Annotated in this window: 13 protein-coding genes; 1 reads left to right on the top strand and 12 read right to left on the bottom strand. The window is 66.6% G+C overall.

The features are described 5' to 3' along the window. Positions 1 to 33: 33 nt before the first annotated feature. From AB5Y72_RS04030 to AB5Y72_RS03975, 12 genes are all read right to left on the bottom strand, one after another. Entirely contained in the window at positions 34 to 2547 is a 2514-nt protein-coding gene (locus AB5Y72_RS04030; protein WP_368198618.1) for an RND family transporter, read from the bottom strand. A 69-nt stretch (positions 2548 to 2616) separates the two neighbouring features. Continuing rightward, positions 2617 to 3714, bottom strand: coding sequence for a YCF48-related protein (locus AB5Y72_RS04025; protein WP_325782993.1), 1098 nt, complete (start codon positions 3712 to 3714; stop codon positions 2617 to 2619). An 87-nt stretch (positions 3715 to 3801) separates the two neighbouring features. Beyond that, positions 3802 to 5163, bottom strand: coding sequence for a DUF1329 domain-containing protein (locus AB5Y72_RS04020; RefSeq protein ID WP_325782994.1), 1362 nt, complete (start codon positions 5161 to 5163; stop codon positions 3802 to 3804). Positions 5164 to 5189: 26 nt separating this feature from the next. Beyond that, entirely contained in the window at positions 5190 to 7103 is a 1914-nt protein-coding gene (locus AB5Y72_RS04015; protein ID WP_368198617.1) for a DUF1302 domain-containing protein, read from the bottom strand. A 456-nt stretch (positions 7104 to 7559) separates the two neighbouring features. Further along, on the bottom strand, positions 7560 to 8189 hold the full coding sequence (locus AB5Y72_RS04010; protein ID WP_042078516.1) for a CoA transferase subunit B: 630 nt from the start codon (positions 8187 to 8189) through the stop codon (positions 7560 to 7562). A gap of 2 nt (positions 8190 to 8191) precedes the next feature. Further along, positions 8192 to 8887: a CoA transferase subunit A gene (locus AB5Y72_RS04005; protein ID WP_325782996.1), complete on the bottom strand. Its 696-nt coding sequence runs from the start codon at positions 8885 to 8887 to the stop codon at positions 8192 to 8194. Between the two features lie 173 nt (positions 8888 to 9060). Next, entirely contained in the window at positions 9061 to 10086 is a 1026-nt protein-coding gene (locus tag AB5Y72_RS04000; protein ID WP_325782997.1) for a putative sulfate exporter family transporter, read from the bottom strand. Further along, the gene (locus AB5Y72_RS03995) at positions 10074 to 11072 is read right to left on the bottom strand and encodes a DsbA family protein (protein WP_325782998.1); all 999 of its coding nucleotides are present in this window, start codon (positions 11070 to 11072) and stop codon (positions 10074 to 10076) included. Before AB5Y72_RS03995 ends, AB5Y72_RS04000 begins: the two co-directional genes overlap by 13 nt. 75 nt (positions 11073 to 11147) lie before the next feature. Further along, positions 11148 to 12482 carry an MFS transporter gene (locus AB5Y72_RS03990; RefSeq protein WP_325782999.1) on the bottom strand — a complete coding sequence of 445 codons (1335 nt, stop codon included), beginning with the start codon at positions 12480 to 12482 and terminating at the stop codon, positions 11148 to 11150. 188 nt (positions 12483 to 12670) lie between these two features. Next, complete coding sequence (locus tag AB5Y72_RS03985; RefSeq protein WP_042078521.1) at positions 12671 to 13720, bottom strand: 3-keto-5-aminohexanoate cleavage protein; 1050 nt, start codon at positions 13718 to 13720, stop codon at positions 12671 to 12673. 80 nt (positions 13721 to 13800) lie between these two features. Then, complete coding sequence (locus AB5Y72_RS03980) at positions 13801 to 14649, bottom strand: TauD/TfdA family dioxygenase (RefSeq protein ID WP_325783000.1); 849 nt, start codon at positions 14647 to 14649, stop codon at positions 13801 to 13803. A gap of 66 nt (positions 14650 to 14715) precedes the next feature. Continuing rightward, positions 14716 to 15696, bottom strand: coding sequence for a quinone oxidoreductase (locus AB5Y72_RS03975; protein ID WP_325783001.1), 981 nt, complete (start codon positions 15694 to 15696; stop codon positions 14716 to 14718). A gap of 382 nt (positions 15697 to 16078) precedes the next feature. Between AB5Y72_RS03975 and prpB the strand changes: the two genes are divergently transcribed. Beyond that, positions 16079 to 16978: a methylisocitrate lyase gene (prpB, locus tag AB5Y72_RS03970; protein WP_325783002.1), complete on the top strand. Its 900-nt coding sequence runs from the start codon at positions 16079 to 16081 to the stop codon at positions 16976 to 16978. Positions 16979 to 17024: the final 46 nt, after the last annotated feature.

The following is a 17024-nucleotide window of genomic DNA, read 5'->3' as shown; positions in this document are numbered from 1 at the left end:
CTGACGCCTCCCTCTGTTGCCCCTTGCCGCTTCCTAGCGGGCATCGGCCGGCAGTGGCGGCGCCATCCTCCCCTGGGGCGCGCTCGCACTGGGTTCTGCCCCCTTCTCCCCGGCCAAGGCGGGCCGGGTGCCGCGCAACAGGAAGTAGGAGAGCGCAGGCACCCCGATCAGCGCCCCCAGCATGTTCCACAGGAACATGAAGGTGAGCAGGATCCCCATATCCGCCTGGAACTTGATCGGTGACCAGGCCCAGCCCACCACACCGGCGGCCAGGGTGATCCCCACCAGCCCAACCACCCGGCCGGTGAAGGCCACGGCGTTGCGGTAGGACTCCACCAGCGACATGCCCTGGCGCTGGTAGTGCAGCTGCACGCTCAGCAGATAGAGCGCGTAGTCCACGCCGATGCCGACCCCGAGCGCGATCACCGGCAGGGTTGCCACCTTGACGCCTATCCCCATGGCTACCATCAGCGCCTCGCACAGCACAGAGGTGAGCATCAGCGGCACCAGCGCCACCACGGTCGCCCGCCAGCTGCGGAAGGTGATGAGGCAGAAGACGGTCACCGCCAGGTAGACGTAGAGCAGCATGGTGCGGTTCGCCTCGTGCACCACCAGGTTGGTGGCGGCCTCGATGCCGGCCGAACCCGCGGCGAGCAGGAACTGGCGATCCGACGACGAGTTCTCCCGGGCGAACCGATCGGCGATGGCGACCACGCCACTCAGGGTCTCGGCCTTGTGATCCTTCAGGTAGGCGATCACCGGCATCAGGGAGCAGTCGGTGTTGAACAGCTCGGGGCTGTTGACCGAGGCCTGCTGGGCCGCGTAGTTCAGCACGTTCTGATTGCGCTGGATGCTGGCGAGCCTAGGGTTGCCCTCGTAGGTGCCGGCGGTGATCTGGCGCACCGCGTTGACCAGGGAGCTGGTGGCCTGCACCCCCGGGTGCTGCTGCAACTCCCAGCCCAGGCGATCCGCCAGGATCAGGGTCTGATAGTTGAGGCAACCTTCCGGCGCCGTCTTGACCATCACCGCGAACAGATCGCTGGAGAGCGCATAGTGGCCGGTGATATAGCCGTTGTCCCTGTTGTAGCGCGAATCCGCCCGCAGCTCGGGGGCCCCGCTGTCCAGATCGCCGACTTTCAGGTTCAGGCTCACCAGGTAGCCGCCGATCCCCATGGCCAGACCCAACGCCACCACAAAGGTGGCCCACTTGCGCTCGGTGCAGCAGTCCAGCAGCGCCCAGAGCTTGCCGAAACCCTGGTTGGCGGCGGCATTGGTGTCGATCCTGAGGGCCCGCTCCGCCGCCTTGCGCCCGACCCCCACGAAGGAGAGCGCCACCGGCATCAGCAGCAGGGAGGTGAAGATCAGCACCGCCACCCCTATGCTGGCGGTGATGGCGAGATCCTGAATGACCGGGATGTCGATCAGCATCAGCACCGCGAAGCCCACCGCGTCGGCGAGCAGCGCCGTGACCCCGGCCAGGAACAGGCGGCGGAAGGTGTAGCGGGCGGCGATCTGTTTGTGGGTGCCGCGGGCGATATCCTGCATGATGCCGTTCATCTTCTGGGCCGCGTGGGAGACCCCGATGGCGAAGATGAGGAAGGGCACCAGAACCGAATAGGGATCGATGGCGTAGCCAAGCCAGGCGACTAGCCCAAGCTGCCACACCACGGCGATCAGCGAGCAGCCCACCACCAGCAGGGTGCTGCGCACGCAGCGGGTGTAGAGGAAGATGATGAGAAGCGAGGTCACCACCGCCAGGCCGAAGAACATGATCACCTGGATCAGGCCGTCGATGAGATCCCCCACCAGCTTGGCGAAGCCGATGACCCGGATCTTGTACTTGCCCGTCCCCTCCTCTACCGCCTTGTGGGGCTTGCCGTCGAACTCGATCTGGCTGCGCAGCTGTTCGATGCGCTGGGAGAACTCGTGATAGTTGAGGGGCTGGCCTGTGGCCGAGGCCTTGTCCAGCAGGGGCACGATCAGCATGCTGGATTTAAAGTCGCTCGCCACCAGGCTGCCGACGATGCCGGCCCGATGGATGTTCTGGCGCAGCTGCTCGATGTCGGCGGGCTTGCCCTGATAGGCGTCCGGCATCACAGGCCCGCCCTGGAAGCCCTCTTCCGTCACCTCGGTCCAGCGCACCGCCGGGCTCCACAGGGACTTCATCCAGGCCCGGTCCACCCCCTCGGTGAGGAACAGCTCGTCATTGACCCGCTTGAGGACGCTCAGATAGCCGGGATCGAAGATGTCCCCTTGGGTGTTCTCCACCACCACCCGCACCGAGTTGCCGAGGCCGCGCAGGGACTGGCGGTTCTCCAGGAAGTTTTTGATGTAGGGCTGGCTCTGGGGGATCATCTTCTCGAAGCTGGGCCTAAGCTCCAGCCTCGTCGTCGCCATATAGCCGAGCACCAGGGTCGCCAGCGTCATAAAGAGCATGAACAGGGCTCTGTGGTTGAACACCAGTCGTTCCAGCAGGTTGCCGGAGCGCCGATCGAAATCCGCCAGCTCGCGGATCACCGGCATCGCATCTTGCTTCACATGGCCCATCTCTGAATCCTCGTTATCGTTATTGGGCCGTCATCCTGACGGCCTGATTTGGCAAAGCCTGTGACGGCCTCAATTCACCGCCAGGGTGCGCACGCCGCGGTGACCCACCAGCGCCAGGGTGCCCTGGGGCGTCAGCAGGGCGCCCGCCACCGGCGAGGGCTCCGCCTCGGGCATCAGTTGCAGCGGCCTATCGCCATTCACCCGCAACATGTGGCCGGCCTGGGTGAAGAGGCGGACATGCCCGCCGGCATCCTGTACCGCCGCGCTGATGCTGATGGGCAGCTTGCTGGCGAGTTGAGTCCAGTTCGCGCCACCGTCCGTGCTGCGATAGACGTGGCCGCGCAGGCCATAGACCAGCAGCTCGCCGGGGCGGCCGATCAGGCCGAAGAAGCTCCCCTCGTAGGGGGATGGCAGCGCCACGAAACGTTGCGCCGCCTCATCCCACTTGCGCAGCAGACCCTGCTCGCCGGCGAGATAGAGGCTCTCCCCGGCCCGGGCGATGGCGTTGAGGTGGAGCCCGTCCGGGTTGTCGGTGCGATCCTGCATGGGCGTCCAGTGCTGGCCGCCATCCTCGGTGCGCAGAATGAGGTTGAACACCCCGACCACATAGCCGACCCTGTCGTCCTGGAACCAGACGTCGAGCAGCGGCTTGTCCGCCCCCTCCTCGATGAGGCGCCGGCCCTCGTCCACCAGGGCGGCCCACTGCTCGTTGTCCGGTTCGGCCTTGGCTCTCTCGGCGTAATAGGCGCGCACCAGCTCGCCTATCTGGCGGCCGTCGAGCTGTTTCTGCCAGCTGGCCCCGCCGTCGGCGCTGTGCAGGATCACCCCGTCCCCACCCACGGCCCAGCCCTGCTCGGGGCTGGGGAAGGCGACGGCGGTGAGATCCACGCTCACCGGCACCCCGGCCTGCTGCCAGTGCCGGCCGTCGTCATCGGAGTAGAGGATGTGCCCGCGCTGCCCCACCGCCACCAGCCGTTTCCCGGCCTGGGCCAGATCGAGCAGGGGGCTCTGCCTGGCCAGGGCGCTCGCCTTGGCCGGCAAGTCCAGCACGTCCACATAGGCGGCCGCGCCTGCGCTCTGCGCTGCCGTCACCTGTGCGCTTTGCGCGAGCCCCGGCATCAGCAGGGCGCAGCACAGCCAGGGCGCCAATTTGTTGAATGAACCCATACCACGTCCTTGTATCAAGAGGCGCCGGGCAGCCCCGACGCCGACATCGAGAAGCCCGGCTCGCTGGGCGAACAGGGCTCCCGTGGGCTAGCGTATACCCGCGCCGGCCAGGGACTCCGGCGACCACTTCGCCTTGGACAGGGGGGCGCCATACTTGATGCCGCCATGGGGGCCCACCACACCGTTGATGTTGTAGGTGCCCGCCACCAGGTCATAGATCATGAAGGGGGTGGCATCCGGGGTCTGCTTGTCGTAGCTCTGGCTCAGGAAGGCGAAGGAGCCGCGATAGAGCTGACCACGGGCGTCGTACTGATCGGACGCCAGGGCCATCCAGCTGTCCTCGTCCAGGTAGAAGCGACGCTTGGCGTAGATGTGGCGCTCGCCGGCCTTGAGGGTCCCCTCCACCACCCAGACCCTGTGTTTCTCCCAGCGCACGTGATCCGGCGACAGGAAGTTCGGGGTGGTCAGCGCCCGGGCATCGGGCTCGTAGGTCAGCTTGTAGGTGTTGTAGGGAACGATCATCTCCTGCTTGCCCACCAGCTTCCAGTCGAAGCGGTCCAGCGCGCCGTTGAAGACGAAGACGTCGTCATAGGTGCCGGCGCCCGAGGTGCCCGGGTTCGGGGTGTCATAGGCCAGGTTCGGCGCCAGCTTGACCCGGCGCTGCCCCGGCAGGTACTGCCAGGCCTTGCGCGGCTGCTCCAAGGGGTTTGCGGCATCGCGCAGCATGATGGCTTCACCGGCGCGGCGGGCGGGCCCGGTGTAGTAAAGCTTCATCTGGTAGTAGGTATCCCTGGCCGAGATGGGTCTCTTCATGTCCTCGTAGATGGCGTAGTTGATGAACGCCTGCCCCGTGGTGGAGAGCGCCGCCGTGCCTGCGGCATCGACGTTCCAGGAGTCGTACTTGGTGGCGATGTTCACCCCCTGATAGCGCAGCAGGAAGTTCCACATGGCCTCGGCCCCGGTCTGCGGGATCGGGAAGGGAATGCCCGGCAGCACCTTGTCCACCGCGAGCCCCCCCTCCAGGGTCTGGGCGCTGACGGCGTTCAGCCTGGTGTTGTCCAGCACCTCCCTGGGCAGCGCCACGCTGCGGTGGGTCGGGTAGACATCCACCCGGAAGTCAGGGAAGCGCTTGAGCAGCTCCGCCGTGGTGGCGGTCAGCGCCCCCTTGTACTGGCCTGCGTTCTTGCCGTCGATCACCAGCAGGGGCTTGTCGCTCGCATAGGGGTCAGGGCGCATGCTGTCGCCCGCCTTGAAGCCGGCCGGCGGGGTGGTCAGGCCGCCGGTATAGGCGGGGATGGAGCCATCGGCGTTGGCCGCCGCGTCGGCGCCCACCCCGGTCAGGCTGGTGCCGAGCTTGCCCGCCTCGCTCGCGGAAACGGCCGCCTGGGCCTGGCCGGCAAAGGCCAGGGCGAGGGAGAGGGCCAGCAATGTTTGTGTAGGTTTCATCATCTCGTTCTCCGACTCGGTCGCTTGACTCAATAGGTGGTCTTCAGGGTCAGGTAGATGGCGCCCCTGTCTTCCGTGGTGGCGCCGCCACCGGAGAAGGAGGAGTAGCCGCCGGCATAACAGGTGGTGCGCTGGGCGCCGTCTAGGGCGTTGGGGGTAGCCCCGTCCCTGGCGCCATCGTTACAGTCGGCGGACTTGCCGAAGGAGTCCACGTACTTCAGATCGACGAAGTACTGGTTGTAGATGGTCGCGCCGAGGCCGACCGCGTAGTTGCCGGTCTCCTTCGCCCCGCCCGCCTGCACCGGCGAGATGCCGGACAGACCCCAGTTCACCGACAGCGGCATGGTCATGTCGACGCCGGGGAAGACCTGATACCAGGTGGGGGTGAAGTTGACCGCCAGGCCCCAGTTGTCACGGGTCGGCTTGTCGATGCCCTGGTAGCTCTCCTCGCCCTTGTAGAGCGCCTTGTTGTGCTCGTCCAGGCTCAGCAGGTTGCTGTAGTAGAGCTCGGCCAGCAGGGCGGCGCCGTCGAACAGCGTGGTGTCGGCTATGGTCATCAGGCCGTTCAGGGTCCAGTGCAGGGTGTCGCCGGTGGCGCTGTAGCCGTCGGAATCATCGGTGATCACCCCGGTGCCGGCGTGGCGGGGGGGCAAGGCACCGAAGCCATTGGCCAATCCACCAGGCCCTGCGGCACTGAGCAGCGCAGGGATGCTGGCGAGCGGCATCTTGTGGCGATAGTTCAGATCGCTGCCCACGCTCACCCCGGCGATGTCCTTGGAGAGGCTCAGGCCGAAGATGTCGATGCTCTCGCCGTAGGCCAGGGAGTAGCTGGTGGTGGCGATGGACTGGCGCAGGTTCGGGATGGCGCCGCCCGGCAGCGGCGCGGCGCCGCGAATGGTCATGCCGCGGGCATCCAGTACCGCCTGGGGCAGGATGTCCGCGGTGCGGCGGTAGAAGGCCCCCAGAGTGGCGTCCAGCGCCTCGGGGGACCACTTGGCCATGATGCCCCAGTCGCCGTGCTTGCCCGGCTCGATGTCGGTGCCGCGGCGGATGTTGGTCAGGGTGCCGTTCGGCCCGGCGAGACCCGGCCCGCCGGTGTGCCCCAGCAGGAAGGACTGGGCGCCGAAGCCCACCAGATCGGAGCTGCCGTAATAGGTGCCGGCCTCCGGCAGGCGGGCGGCGTCCCACTCCAGGAAGTACTGGGCGGCGAAGGTCCACTCGGGGTTCAGGGTGAAGGAGGCGGAGACCTGGTTGCGCGGCACGAACAGCTCCTTCGCCTCCGTGCCCGGGGAGGCCGCGAGTTTCGCCAGATCCAGGCCCGACTGGCCGTAGCTCAGGGAGTGCACCGGGTTGAGCAGGGTCTCCCCCCAGTAGACGTTGTGCTGGCCCACCTTGAAGCTCAGCAGCGACTCCTCGCCGACCTCCATGCTGTGGAACACGAAGGCGTCGAGGATCTCGCCGGAGGGGCCGTGGTAGTAGCGGTTCGCATAGTCGCTCAGGTGAGCATTGGCCGCCACGGGCGGCTGGCCGACGATCCCCGAGGTGGCACTATTGCCGTTGATGAAGGGGTTGTCATCGGCGCCGACGTCGCGATAGGCGTAGTCATACCAGCTGGCGGCACTGACACGGAAACCTGTGTTGCCCTTGTTCACCACGTCCAGCTCGGTCAGCAGATCGAAGCGGGTGGCCACTGTGTCCCCGGCGTCCTTGAAGTTGTAGTCGCCGTCGTTGTTGTTCGGGGTGGCAAGCATGCGGGAGTCCGCACTCTCGGTGCGCACGCCATAGTTGAATTTACCTGTGTTGTCGAAACGCACGGACCACTCTTCACTGCCCGTGTCGATCTCGACCGCCTGAACGGTGGGCAGGAGAGCGGCCGCGATGGCCGTCGCCAGCAGGCTGAGGCGCAGGGCACCGCAACCATGACTCGTGTGCTTGTAATCCATTACAGTCTCTCCGAGTGTCGTCATCTGATGTCGTTGTTGTTATCTGTCTGAGCGCCGTTTCCGTTGGCTTTTTTATTGATGCAAGCGGGATGACCTGGCTATGGCGCACCGCCTTGTTCGGCTCCTGGATGCAGCTCTGTTTTTGCATCGGCCCCGGGGTGTCGCTCGCGCTGATGACGCGGTCTCTCTCTTCTTGTGCGTCGACTGTAAGGCCTCCCTCCGGGGCCACGCTTGCCATTGAACGTCAGCCACTTTTCATTTGGTGACAGCCCAGGGGGGCGAAGACGACGAGGGCTGAAAACGGTGTCAACCAGCCCCGATGCCGGGCCCATCAGCCCTGTCGGGCGGCAGGGTCAGGTAGTGTGGGAGGGGTGTTCGGGGCGAAGGAAAACGGGGCGAGGAAAATAAAAACGGCGGGGAAAGGCCAGGCCCCTTCCCCGCCGGAAAACCGCGCGCTCAGCGCGCGATGGCGCAGCCGGTCGCGGCCTGCAACTGTTCGAATGCGATGCCGGGGGCCAGCTCCACCAGCCTGAGGCCGTGCGGGGTGACGTCCAGCACGGCGAGATCGCTGATGATGCGATCCACCACCCCGACCCCGGTCAGCGGCAGGTTGCACCACTCCAGTATCTTGTGCTCACCGTTCTTGGCGCAGTGCTCCATCAGCACCACCACCCGCTTGACCCCGGCCACCAGATCCATGGCGCCCCCCATCCCCTTGACCATTTTGCCGGGGATCATCCAGTTCGCGAGATCGCCGCGCTCGGACACCTGCATGGCCCCGAGCAACGCCAGGTTGATGTGGCCACCGCGGATCATGCCGAAGCTCTCCGCGCTGTCGAAGAAGCTGCTGCCGGGCAGGGTGGTGATGGTCTGCTTGCCGGCGTTGATGAGGTCCGGATCCAGCTCCTCCTCACTCGGGAAGGGGCCTATGCCGAGCAGGCCGTTCTCGCTCTGCAGCCACACCTCCATCCCCTCCGGGATATAGTTGGCCACCAGGGTCGGCAGGCCGATGCCGAGGTTCACATAGAAGCCGTCCTGCAGCTCCCTTGCGGCGCGCTGCGCCATCTCTTCACGGGTCCAGGCCATGGTTAACTCCTCACTGTCCGCACTTCGATACGTTTCTCGGGGTTGGGGTTCAGGACCAGCCGCTGCACATAGATGCCGGGCAGGTGGATCTCGTCCGGGGCCAGCTCCCCCACCTCGACGATCTCCTCCACCTCGGCGACGCAGACCCGGCCCGCCTTGGCGCAGAGCGGGTTGAAGTTGCGGGCGGTCTTGTTGAACATCAGGTTGCCCGCCCGATCCGCCCTGGCCCCCTTGATGATGGCCAGATCGGCGGTGAGGGAGTGCTCCATCACGTACCACTCCCCGTCGAACTGACGGGTCTCCTTGCCCTCGGCGATCAGGGTCCCGTAACCGGTCCTGGTGAAGAAGGCGGGAATGCCGGCGCCGCCGGCCCGCAGCTTCTCGGCGAGCGTGCCCTGGGGGGTGAACTCCAGCTCCAGCTCGCCGGCGAGATATTGGCGCTCGAACTCCTTGTTGCCCCCCACGTAGGAGGAGATCATCTTCCTGATCTGGCGGCTGTAGAGCAGCGGCCCGAGGCCGAACTCGTCCACCCCGCAGTTGTTGCTGATGACGGTGAAGCCGCGCTTGCCGGTCTCGCGCAGCGCCTCGATCAGCCGCTCGGGGATGCCGCACAGGCCGAAGCCCCCCGAGGCGATGGTGATGCCGTCCTGCACCAGATCGCCGAGGGCGGCCTGGGCGCTGGGATAAATCTTGTTCATGGATACCTCTCTGGCTAGTCCGTTGGCCACGGGGGCGCGTTCGTTTTATGACCGTTTTCGTTATTCGGCGCAGTGTCGCATTCACAACCCCCTCCCAGCCTCCCCCTTCATAAGAGGGAGGAGCTATTTAGCTCCCACCCCTGCCAAGGGGAGGGGTGGGGTTTCTCTATTCGTTACGGCTTGATGCCCCAGTGCATCAGCACCAGCACCAGGGCGACGAGGAAGGCGGTCTCCCCCACCATCAGCAGGATGGGTTTGATGCCGACCGAGGCCAGCTCCTTCAACTGGGTCTTCATGCCGATGGCGGCGATGGCGATCACCAGGCACCAGCGCGACAGATCGTTGACCCCGCTCTGGACCAGGGCGGGCACCCAGCCGGTGCTGTTGATGCAGGCCAGCACCAGGAAGCCGACGGCAAACATGGGCAGCAGCGGCGGGCGCTTGTCCAAGGCGCCGTCCGCCCCCTGCATCCGGGTGATCATGGCGGCGGCGACGATCACCGGCAGCAGCATGGCGACCCGCATCAGCTTGACCACGGTGGCCACGTCCCCGGTCTCGGTGGACATGCTGTAGCCCGCCCCCACCACCTGGGCCACGTCGTGGATGGTGGCGCCGAGGAAGACCCCCGCCTCCACCGGCGTCAGCTCGAAGAAGCGGGCGATCATGGGGTAGGTGATCATCGCCAGCGTCGAGAGCACCGAGACCCCGATCACCGTGAACAGGGTGGCGCGCTCCTTCTGGGGATGATTGGGCAGGGAGGCGGCCAGGGCCAGGGCGGCGGAGGCACCGCAGATGGCGGTGGCACCGCCGGTCAGCATGCCGAACAGACGCTGGAAGCCCATCCACTTGGCCACCACCACCGACAGGCCGATGGTCACCACCACCAGGGTCACCACTAGGACAACCGGCATCCAGCCGAGCTCGGCGATCTGGCCCAGGGTGATGCGCATGCCGAGCAGGGCCACCCCGATGCGCAGCACGCTGCGAGCCGTGAACGCGATCCCCTCCTTGCAGCTCCCCTCGGCGCTGAGGAAGTTCAGGGCCATGCCGAGCAGCAGGGCAAACAGCAGCACGGGGGCGCCGTAGTGCTCGGCCAGGAAGGTGGCGGCGGCGGCCACCACCAGGCTGACCGCCATGCCGGGGGCCAGCTCGCGCACCCGCGAGACGCGGGCGGTGACGGCGGGGTTCAACGCGTGCATGGGATGCCCTCCTCCGGTGCAACGACGATATGGAGCTGGTCGCCCGCCCGCTCGACCGGGTAGCGGTTGACCCTGAGCTGGGTGGAGCCCAGCAGATAGCCGGTGTTCAGGTTGAAGCGCAGGCCGTGGGCGCAGCACTGGATCACCTCTCCCTCCAGCTTGCCGCCGCAGAGCGACGCCCCCTGGTGGGGGCAGCCGTCGTCGATGGCGTGGAAGCGGCCATCGATGTTGAACAGCACCAGGCTCCTGCCCCCCTCCTCGATCAGGGCGCGCTTGCCCGGCGCCGGCACCCGGCTGGCTGGCACGGCGATGCGCCTTTGCGCCGCCGTGCTCTCGGCCACGACGGCCTGACGCAGGCTGGCGAGCAGGCGCTCCACCGGCTGGGCCCCGGAGAGAACCCGTCCCCCCAGCACGAAGCTGGGTACCCCCCGGCTGGCGGCCCCCTCGGCGGTGCCGCAGAAGGGGCTGCCGTCCCCCTCCAGGCAACCCACCAGGGCGTCGGTGGCGAAACCGGCCGCGGCGGCCAGATCGAGCAGGGTATGACAGTCCCCCAGATCCCCCCCCTGCTGGAAGTGACAGGCAAACAGGGATTCCAGCAGCGCCTCGCACTGTTCAGGGGTGCCGAGCTCGCCGGCCCGCTGCCACAGGCGGTGGGCATCGGCGGTGTTCGGCATGCGGGGGATGCGGGTAAAGTCCAGCGCCACCCCGACGCCGGCCGCAGCCTCGCGCACCTGGGTCTGGCGCAGGCGCAGCGCCTGCTCGCCCCCCAGCCTCTGCAGGTAGAAGGCGTTGAAATCCTCCCCCCTGGCCGGCAGCTGGGGCAACAGCTGCACCCCGCGCCAGCGCAGCGTCACCTGCAACCCGGGGCGCTCGGCCCGCAGCAGTGCCAGGGCCTGGTCCAGCTGGCGCTTGCCGATCAGGCACCAGGGACAGATGAAATCGAAATAGACCTCTATGTTCAGCGTATTGTGCAGGGTACTGCCCATGCCCTTGTCTCCCTGTGATCAACCCCTATCCGGCGATCGTCGCCGGACGGATAAAACTCATGTGCCCCCAGGGCCTCAGCTCCTCGCCTCGGCGGGGGCCGGCTCGATGACGGAGGCGCCAGCGCCCCTGGGCTGCGACTCCCCCTCCAGCCGGGCCACGTCCTTGTGGTAGTGGCGCCTGGCATAGAGGAAGACGAGCGCCGCCGCGATGCTGATGAGGGGCACCAGCTGGAAGGCGTTGTCCAGCCCGATATGGTCGGAGACCTTGCCGGTGATGAAGGGACCGGGCGCCAGGCCCAGCAGGTTGTTGGCCAGCGTCAGGGTCGCGAAGGCGGTGCCGTGGATGCTGGCGTGGGTCAGGTTCGCCACCATGGCGCCGGCGGGGCCCGAGGTGCCGGTGGCGATGAACATGCCGAGGCAGATCAGGAGTATCTGCGCCAAGCCCACCGGCAGCGCGAACGCCAGGGAGAGCAGGACGCAGCTGCCGAGGCAATAAGCGATGGCGAGGCTTATCTTGCGATCCGGCCGCGCCTTGCACAGCCTGTCGCTCAGCATGCCGCACAGGATCATGCCGGCGCCGCTGCACAGCACTATGATGGCCGCCGCCGCCCCCGCCTTGTCCGTCGCCATGCCGTAGTAGCGGTTGAAGTAGCTCGGCATCCAGACGATGACGGTGCCGCCGACGAACAGCTGCAGGCCGCTACCCACATAGGCGGCGATCACCGAGCGGCTGGCATAGAGGCTGCGCAGCGGGCTGCGATCTCCAGCCTTGTCCTTGGCTGTGCGGCAAGGGGTCGCGATGCGCGACTCCTTCACCACCATGGGGTAGAGCGCCGCCAGCACCAGGCCGAACAGGGCCATGCCGGCGAAGGCCCAGCGCCAGCCCAGAAAATGGGCCAGCACGCCCCCGGTCGCCATGCCGAGCACTGAGCCGAACAGACCGCCCGAGATGAAGGCGCCGGAGAGGGTGGCCCGCATCTCCCGCGGGAAGACGGAGACCACCACGGCGATGCCGACGCTGCCGTAGGCGGCCTCCCCCACTCCCACCAGGAAGCGGGCGACGAACATCTGTTCGTAGTTCTGGGCCAGAGCGCAACCCAGGGTGGCCAGGCTCCAGAGGGCGGCCATCAGGGCCAGGCTCTTCACCCGCCCGAACCGGTCGGCGAGCAAAGAGAGCGGGAAGGTCAAGAGCCCGACCATGAGCGCGACTATGCCGCTCAGCAGGCCAAGCTGGGTATCCGAGAGCGCCCACTCCCCCTTGAGCATGGGGAAGACGGCGTTGAGCACCTGGCGCGACATATAGTCGGAGATGAGCAGACCGAAGGTCAGCGCAAACACTATCCAGGCATAGCGGCGGGGCACGGCAACCTTGCCGGCCTCGGCGTCGTCATCGATACGATACGTAGCCATACAATCCCTCGTGCTACTCCAAATTGGCAGGTTCCCGGTCTGGGTCCCGGTGGCCGGAGCCACCGGGCACCCACTACTGATACATCGCTCAGTTTACCGGATGCTGCATAGTGCAAGGGCTGCCGCCCTCTTGGCAAACGGTGTTGGCGGGTCGCGGCGTTTCTTTTTCACACCGCGACCCGACTGGCTCAGCGCTGCGGCACGCCGAGCTGACCCGGGACGCGATTCGGCGCCATGCCGTTGGCCTTCAGGGTCTCCTCGATGCTGTCGTACTGCACGCCGATGCGGTAGATGGCGCGGGCCTCCTTGCCATTGGCCACCTCGCGACCCAGTTCGTGGGCGACGCGCACGCACTGCTGGATCTGCTCCACCGAGCTCATGCGCTGGCCGTGCTGGCCTATGATGGTGTCCTCGATGCCGCAGCGCGGGTGCAGACCCATGGCCATGGCCATCATGTTGAACGGCAGCACGTTCTTGAGCAGGGACTCGGCGGTGACGCAGGCACCGTCTGGCGCACGGTGGACGAAGTTCATGAAGTTGAACGGGTTCGGGCCGTCGAAGCCGCCGCCGATGCCGATCCAGGTGAGGTTCAGCGGGCCCATGTAGATGCCCTTGCGCACCAGCCGCTCCAGGGTCTCCAGGGCGTGCATCCCGGTCAGCTGGAAGTGCGGCTGGATGCCGCTGGCCATCAGGCGCTTCAAGTGCTCGGCCACCCAGGCCGGGCCGGCCGGCACCGTCATCTCGCTGTAGGCGGCCTGGTAGGCGGGGTTCGCGAGCGAGGTGCCTTCCAGATACTCCGGATAGAGCAGCTCCATGATGTTCATCTGGGTGGTGTTGATGGCCACCGTGACCTGATCCGGTTTCGGGGTCAGCTCCGCCAGCATGTGGCGGGTGTCGTCGGAGAGCCACTTGGCCGCCTCCCCCTCGCTCTCGGGGGCGAAGGAGATGGAGCCGCCGACCTGGATGATCATGTCCGGCACCGCCTTGCGGACCCCGGCGATCAGCTCGTTGAACTTGGAGAGACGCTTGGAGCCGGTGCCGTCCAGCTCGCGCACATGCAGGTGCAGCACGGTGGCACCCGCCTCGTAGCAGTCGACCGCCTTCTGGACCTGCTCCTCCATGGTCACCGGGATGTCTTCCGGGAAGTCGCCCGGCGCCCACTCGGGGCCGTAGGGGGCGACGGTGATGACCACCTTCTCCATGTTTTCCGGGTGCAGGGAATCGTCAAAGAATTGCATCTGTTCATTCCTTAAATTGGCTGGCCTTCCATGAAGCGCCTGGCGTGGTGACATCCCCCGGGCGCGGGCCCGGGGATTGATCAGAAGGGCTTGTCGCCCATGATCCCGGCCCGCTCCATCTTGCGATGGCAGGGGGCATAATCCATGGCGGCGTAGTGCTGGGTACTGCGGTTGTCCCAGATGGCCACGCAGCCCGGCTGCCAGCGCCAGCGCACCTGGAACTCGGGGATATAGGCCTGGCTGATGAGGTAGCGCAGCAGATCGCTGCCCCCCATGCTGTAGTCCTGGCCGACGCGGACATTCGCCGGGGTGTGGTAGTTGGTGAAGTGGGTCGCGAAGGCGTTGACGAACAGGATCTTCTCGTCCGTCTCCGGGTGGGTGCGCACCACGGGGTGCTCGGCGTCCGGGAACATGGCCTTCAAGGCGAGCCGCTTCTCCATGGGCATGGCCGCCCCGAAGCTCGCCTCTATGCTGTGGCGGGCGCGCAGGCCGGCGATCTTCTGTTTGATCTCCTCGGGCAGCGCGGCGTAGGCCGCCGCCATGTTGGCCCAGAGGGTGTCCCCCCCCACCGGCGGACACTCCACGCAGCGCAGCACGCAGCCCATGGGCGGTTGCTCGCGCCAGGTGGCATCCGTGTGCCAGGCGTTCTCGTAGCGATCGTTGGGCACATCCGGCGACTTGTAGATGCGCACCAGACCGGGGTGATCCGGATCGCTGCCCGCCACCGGGTGATCCTCCAGCTCGCCGAAGCGGCGGGCGAAGGTCACGTGATCGCTGCGGCTCATCTCCTGATCCCGCAGGAACAGTACCTTGTGCCTGAGCAGTTGGGCGCGGATCTCGGCAAACAGCCCAGCGTCGTGGGCCGCGTCCGCCAGCTGGACGCCGCTGAGCTCGGCGCCGATATGGCAAGTCAGTTGTTCTACACGCATGTCTCTCTCCCTAGATGACAAGTCGGTGCTGCCAGAAGGGCCCCGGGCCCCGCCCGGGGACCCTGCTTAGATAACGAAGATGGAGGAGCCCGTGGTCTTGCGCGCCTCCAGATCCCGGTGGGCCGCCGCCGCATCCTGCAGCTCGTAGCGCTGGTTGATCTCGATCTTGATCCGGCCGCTGGCCACGTGGTCGAACAGCTCGTTCGCCAGGGCCGTCTTCTCCGCCGGATCGGCGATGTAGTCGGCGAGCGCCGGACGGGTCAGATAGAGGGAGCCCTTCATGGCCAGCAACTGGGGGTTGAAGCCGTCGATGGGGCCGGAGGCGGTGCCGACGCAGACCATGAGGCCGCGGCGCTTGAGGGAATCGAGCGAGCCCATGAAGGTGCTCTTGCCGACGCTGTCGAACACCACGTCAACGCCGGCGCCGCCGGTCAGGGCGCGCACCCGCTGGGCCACGTCCTCGTGGCTGTAATCGATGATGTAGTCGCAGCCGTGGGCCCGGGCCAGCTCGCCCTTGGCGTCGCTCGAGACGGTGCCGATCACCGTCAGCCCCAGCAGCCTGGCCCACTGGGCGACGATGAGGCCGACGCCCCCTGCCGCGGCGTGCAGCAAGATGCTGTCACCGGGTTTGAAGTCGTGGATGCGGCGCATCAGGTAGGCGGCGGTGAGGCCGCGCATGGTCATGGCGGCGGCGGTCTCGCAGGGGATGTTGTCCGGCAGGCGGATGAGGGGGGCGGCCGGGATCAGTCGCTCGGTCGAATAGGCGCCGAGTGTATTGATGAAGCCGGTGTAGGTGACGCGATCGCCGACGGCGACGCTGGTGACGCCCTCGCCCACCGCCTCCACCACCCCGGCCGCCTCGACCCCCAGGCCGTTGGGCAGCGGGATCGGGTAGGTGCCGTTGCGAAAATAGGTGTCCGCGTAGTTCAGGCCGACCGCGGCGTGGCGCAGCCGTACCTGGCCAGGCCCGGGTTCACCGACCGAGACCTCTTCGTAGCGCAGGACCTCGGGGCCCCCGGTTTCATAGAAGCGTATGGCGTTGGCCATGGCTGTTCTCCAGATTCATTCATGGGTGAAAACATCGTCCAGAGTGAATCTAGGGATTTACGTGAACGTCCGCTTTGCATCGGGCGACAGCCACTTTTCATCTCATGACACCCCCCTGCTAACCCGTTGCCCCCCCTCGGGGAAGAGGCCAGAATCGGCCCTGCTCCACCAAGGCGGCGCCATGGCATTGACCAGGCGCACCTGGGGAAGAAAGAGCTATCCGATTGAATAAAAAGCAGTTATCAGAAGGGAAGCCGCCGGTGCCCGCAGATTGACGGGCCTTGGACCTAAGCATAATTGACGTTGACGTAAACGTAGTGTGAGATGGTGGTATTCACAGCCAGCATCCACAGCAGACAAGCACCCCATGAAAGGAGTCACCATGTCCAACCTATCCCCCTCGGCCGGGACGCGTTTTCGCACTGCCCTGGCCAACGAGAAGCCCCTGCAGATCGTCGGCACCATCAACGCCTACATGGCGCTGATGGCCGAGCGCAGCGGCTTCCAGGCCCTCTACCTCTCCGGCGCCGGGGTGGCGAACGCCTCCTTCGGCCTGCCGGATCTCGGCATGACCTCCATGAACGACGTGCTGATCGACGCCGAGCGCATCACGGCCGCGACCCAGGTGCCGCTCCTGGTGGACATCGACACCGGCTGGGGCGGCGCCTTCAACATCGCACGCACCATTCGCGCCTTCGAGCGCGGCGGGGTGGCCGCCGTCCACATGGAGGATCAGGTGGCCCAGAAGCGCTGCGGCCACAGGCCGAACAAGGCGGTGGTCTCGGTTTCCGAGATGGTGGACAGGATCAAGGCGGCGGTGGATGCCCGCCAGGACGAGGACTTCGTCATCATGGCCCGCACCGACGCCCTGGCGGTAGAGGGGCTGGGCTCGGCCCTGGAGCGCGCCGCCGCCTATGTGGAGGCAGGCGCCGACATGATCTTCGCCGAGGCCGTGACCGAGCTGAACCAGTACGATCGCTTCAAGCAGGCGGCCGGGGTGCCCATCCTCGCCAACATGACCGAGTTCGGCAAGACGGAGCTGTTTGACAAGGAGGCACTCGCTGCCCACGGTGTCGACATGGTGCTCTACCCCCTGAGCGCCGCCCGCGCCGCCAACCAGGCCGCCCTCAACGTCTATCAGACGCTTCGCCGCGACGGCCACCAGCGCGCCGTGGTCGACACCATGCAGACCCGGGAGTCCCTCTACGACTTCCTCGGCTATCACCATTACGAGCAGACCCTGGACAGGCTCTTCACCAAGGACCTGTCTACCAAGGAATAAGACGGCGACCGGCCGTCTCATGCTGGCGGCCGGCGCTTCAACGGAC

Origin of the sequence: Aeromonas sp. R7-4, from assembly GCF_040908055.1 — a bacterium.
GTDB classification, from domain to species: Bacteria; Pseudomonadota; Gammaproteobacteria; order Enterobacterales; family Aeromonadaceae; genus Aeromonas; species Aeromonas sanarellii.
The sequence above is the reverse complement of the archived record's forward strand: the minus strand, read 5'-3'. Positions and strand labels throughout refer to the sequence as shown.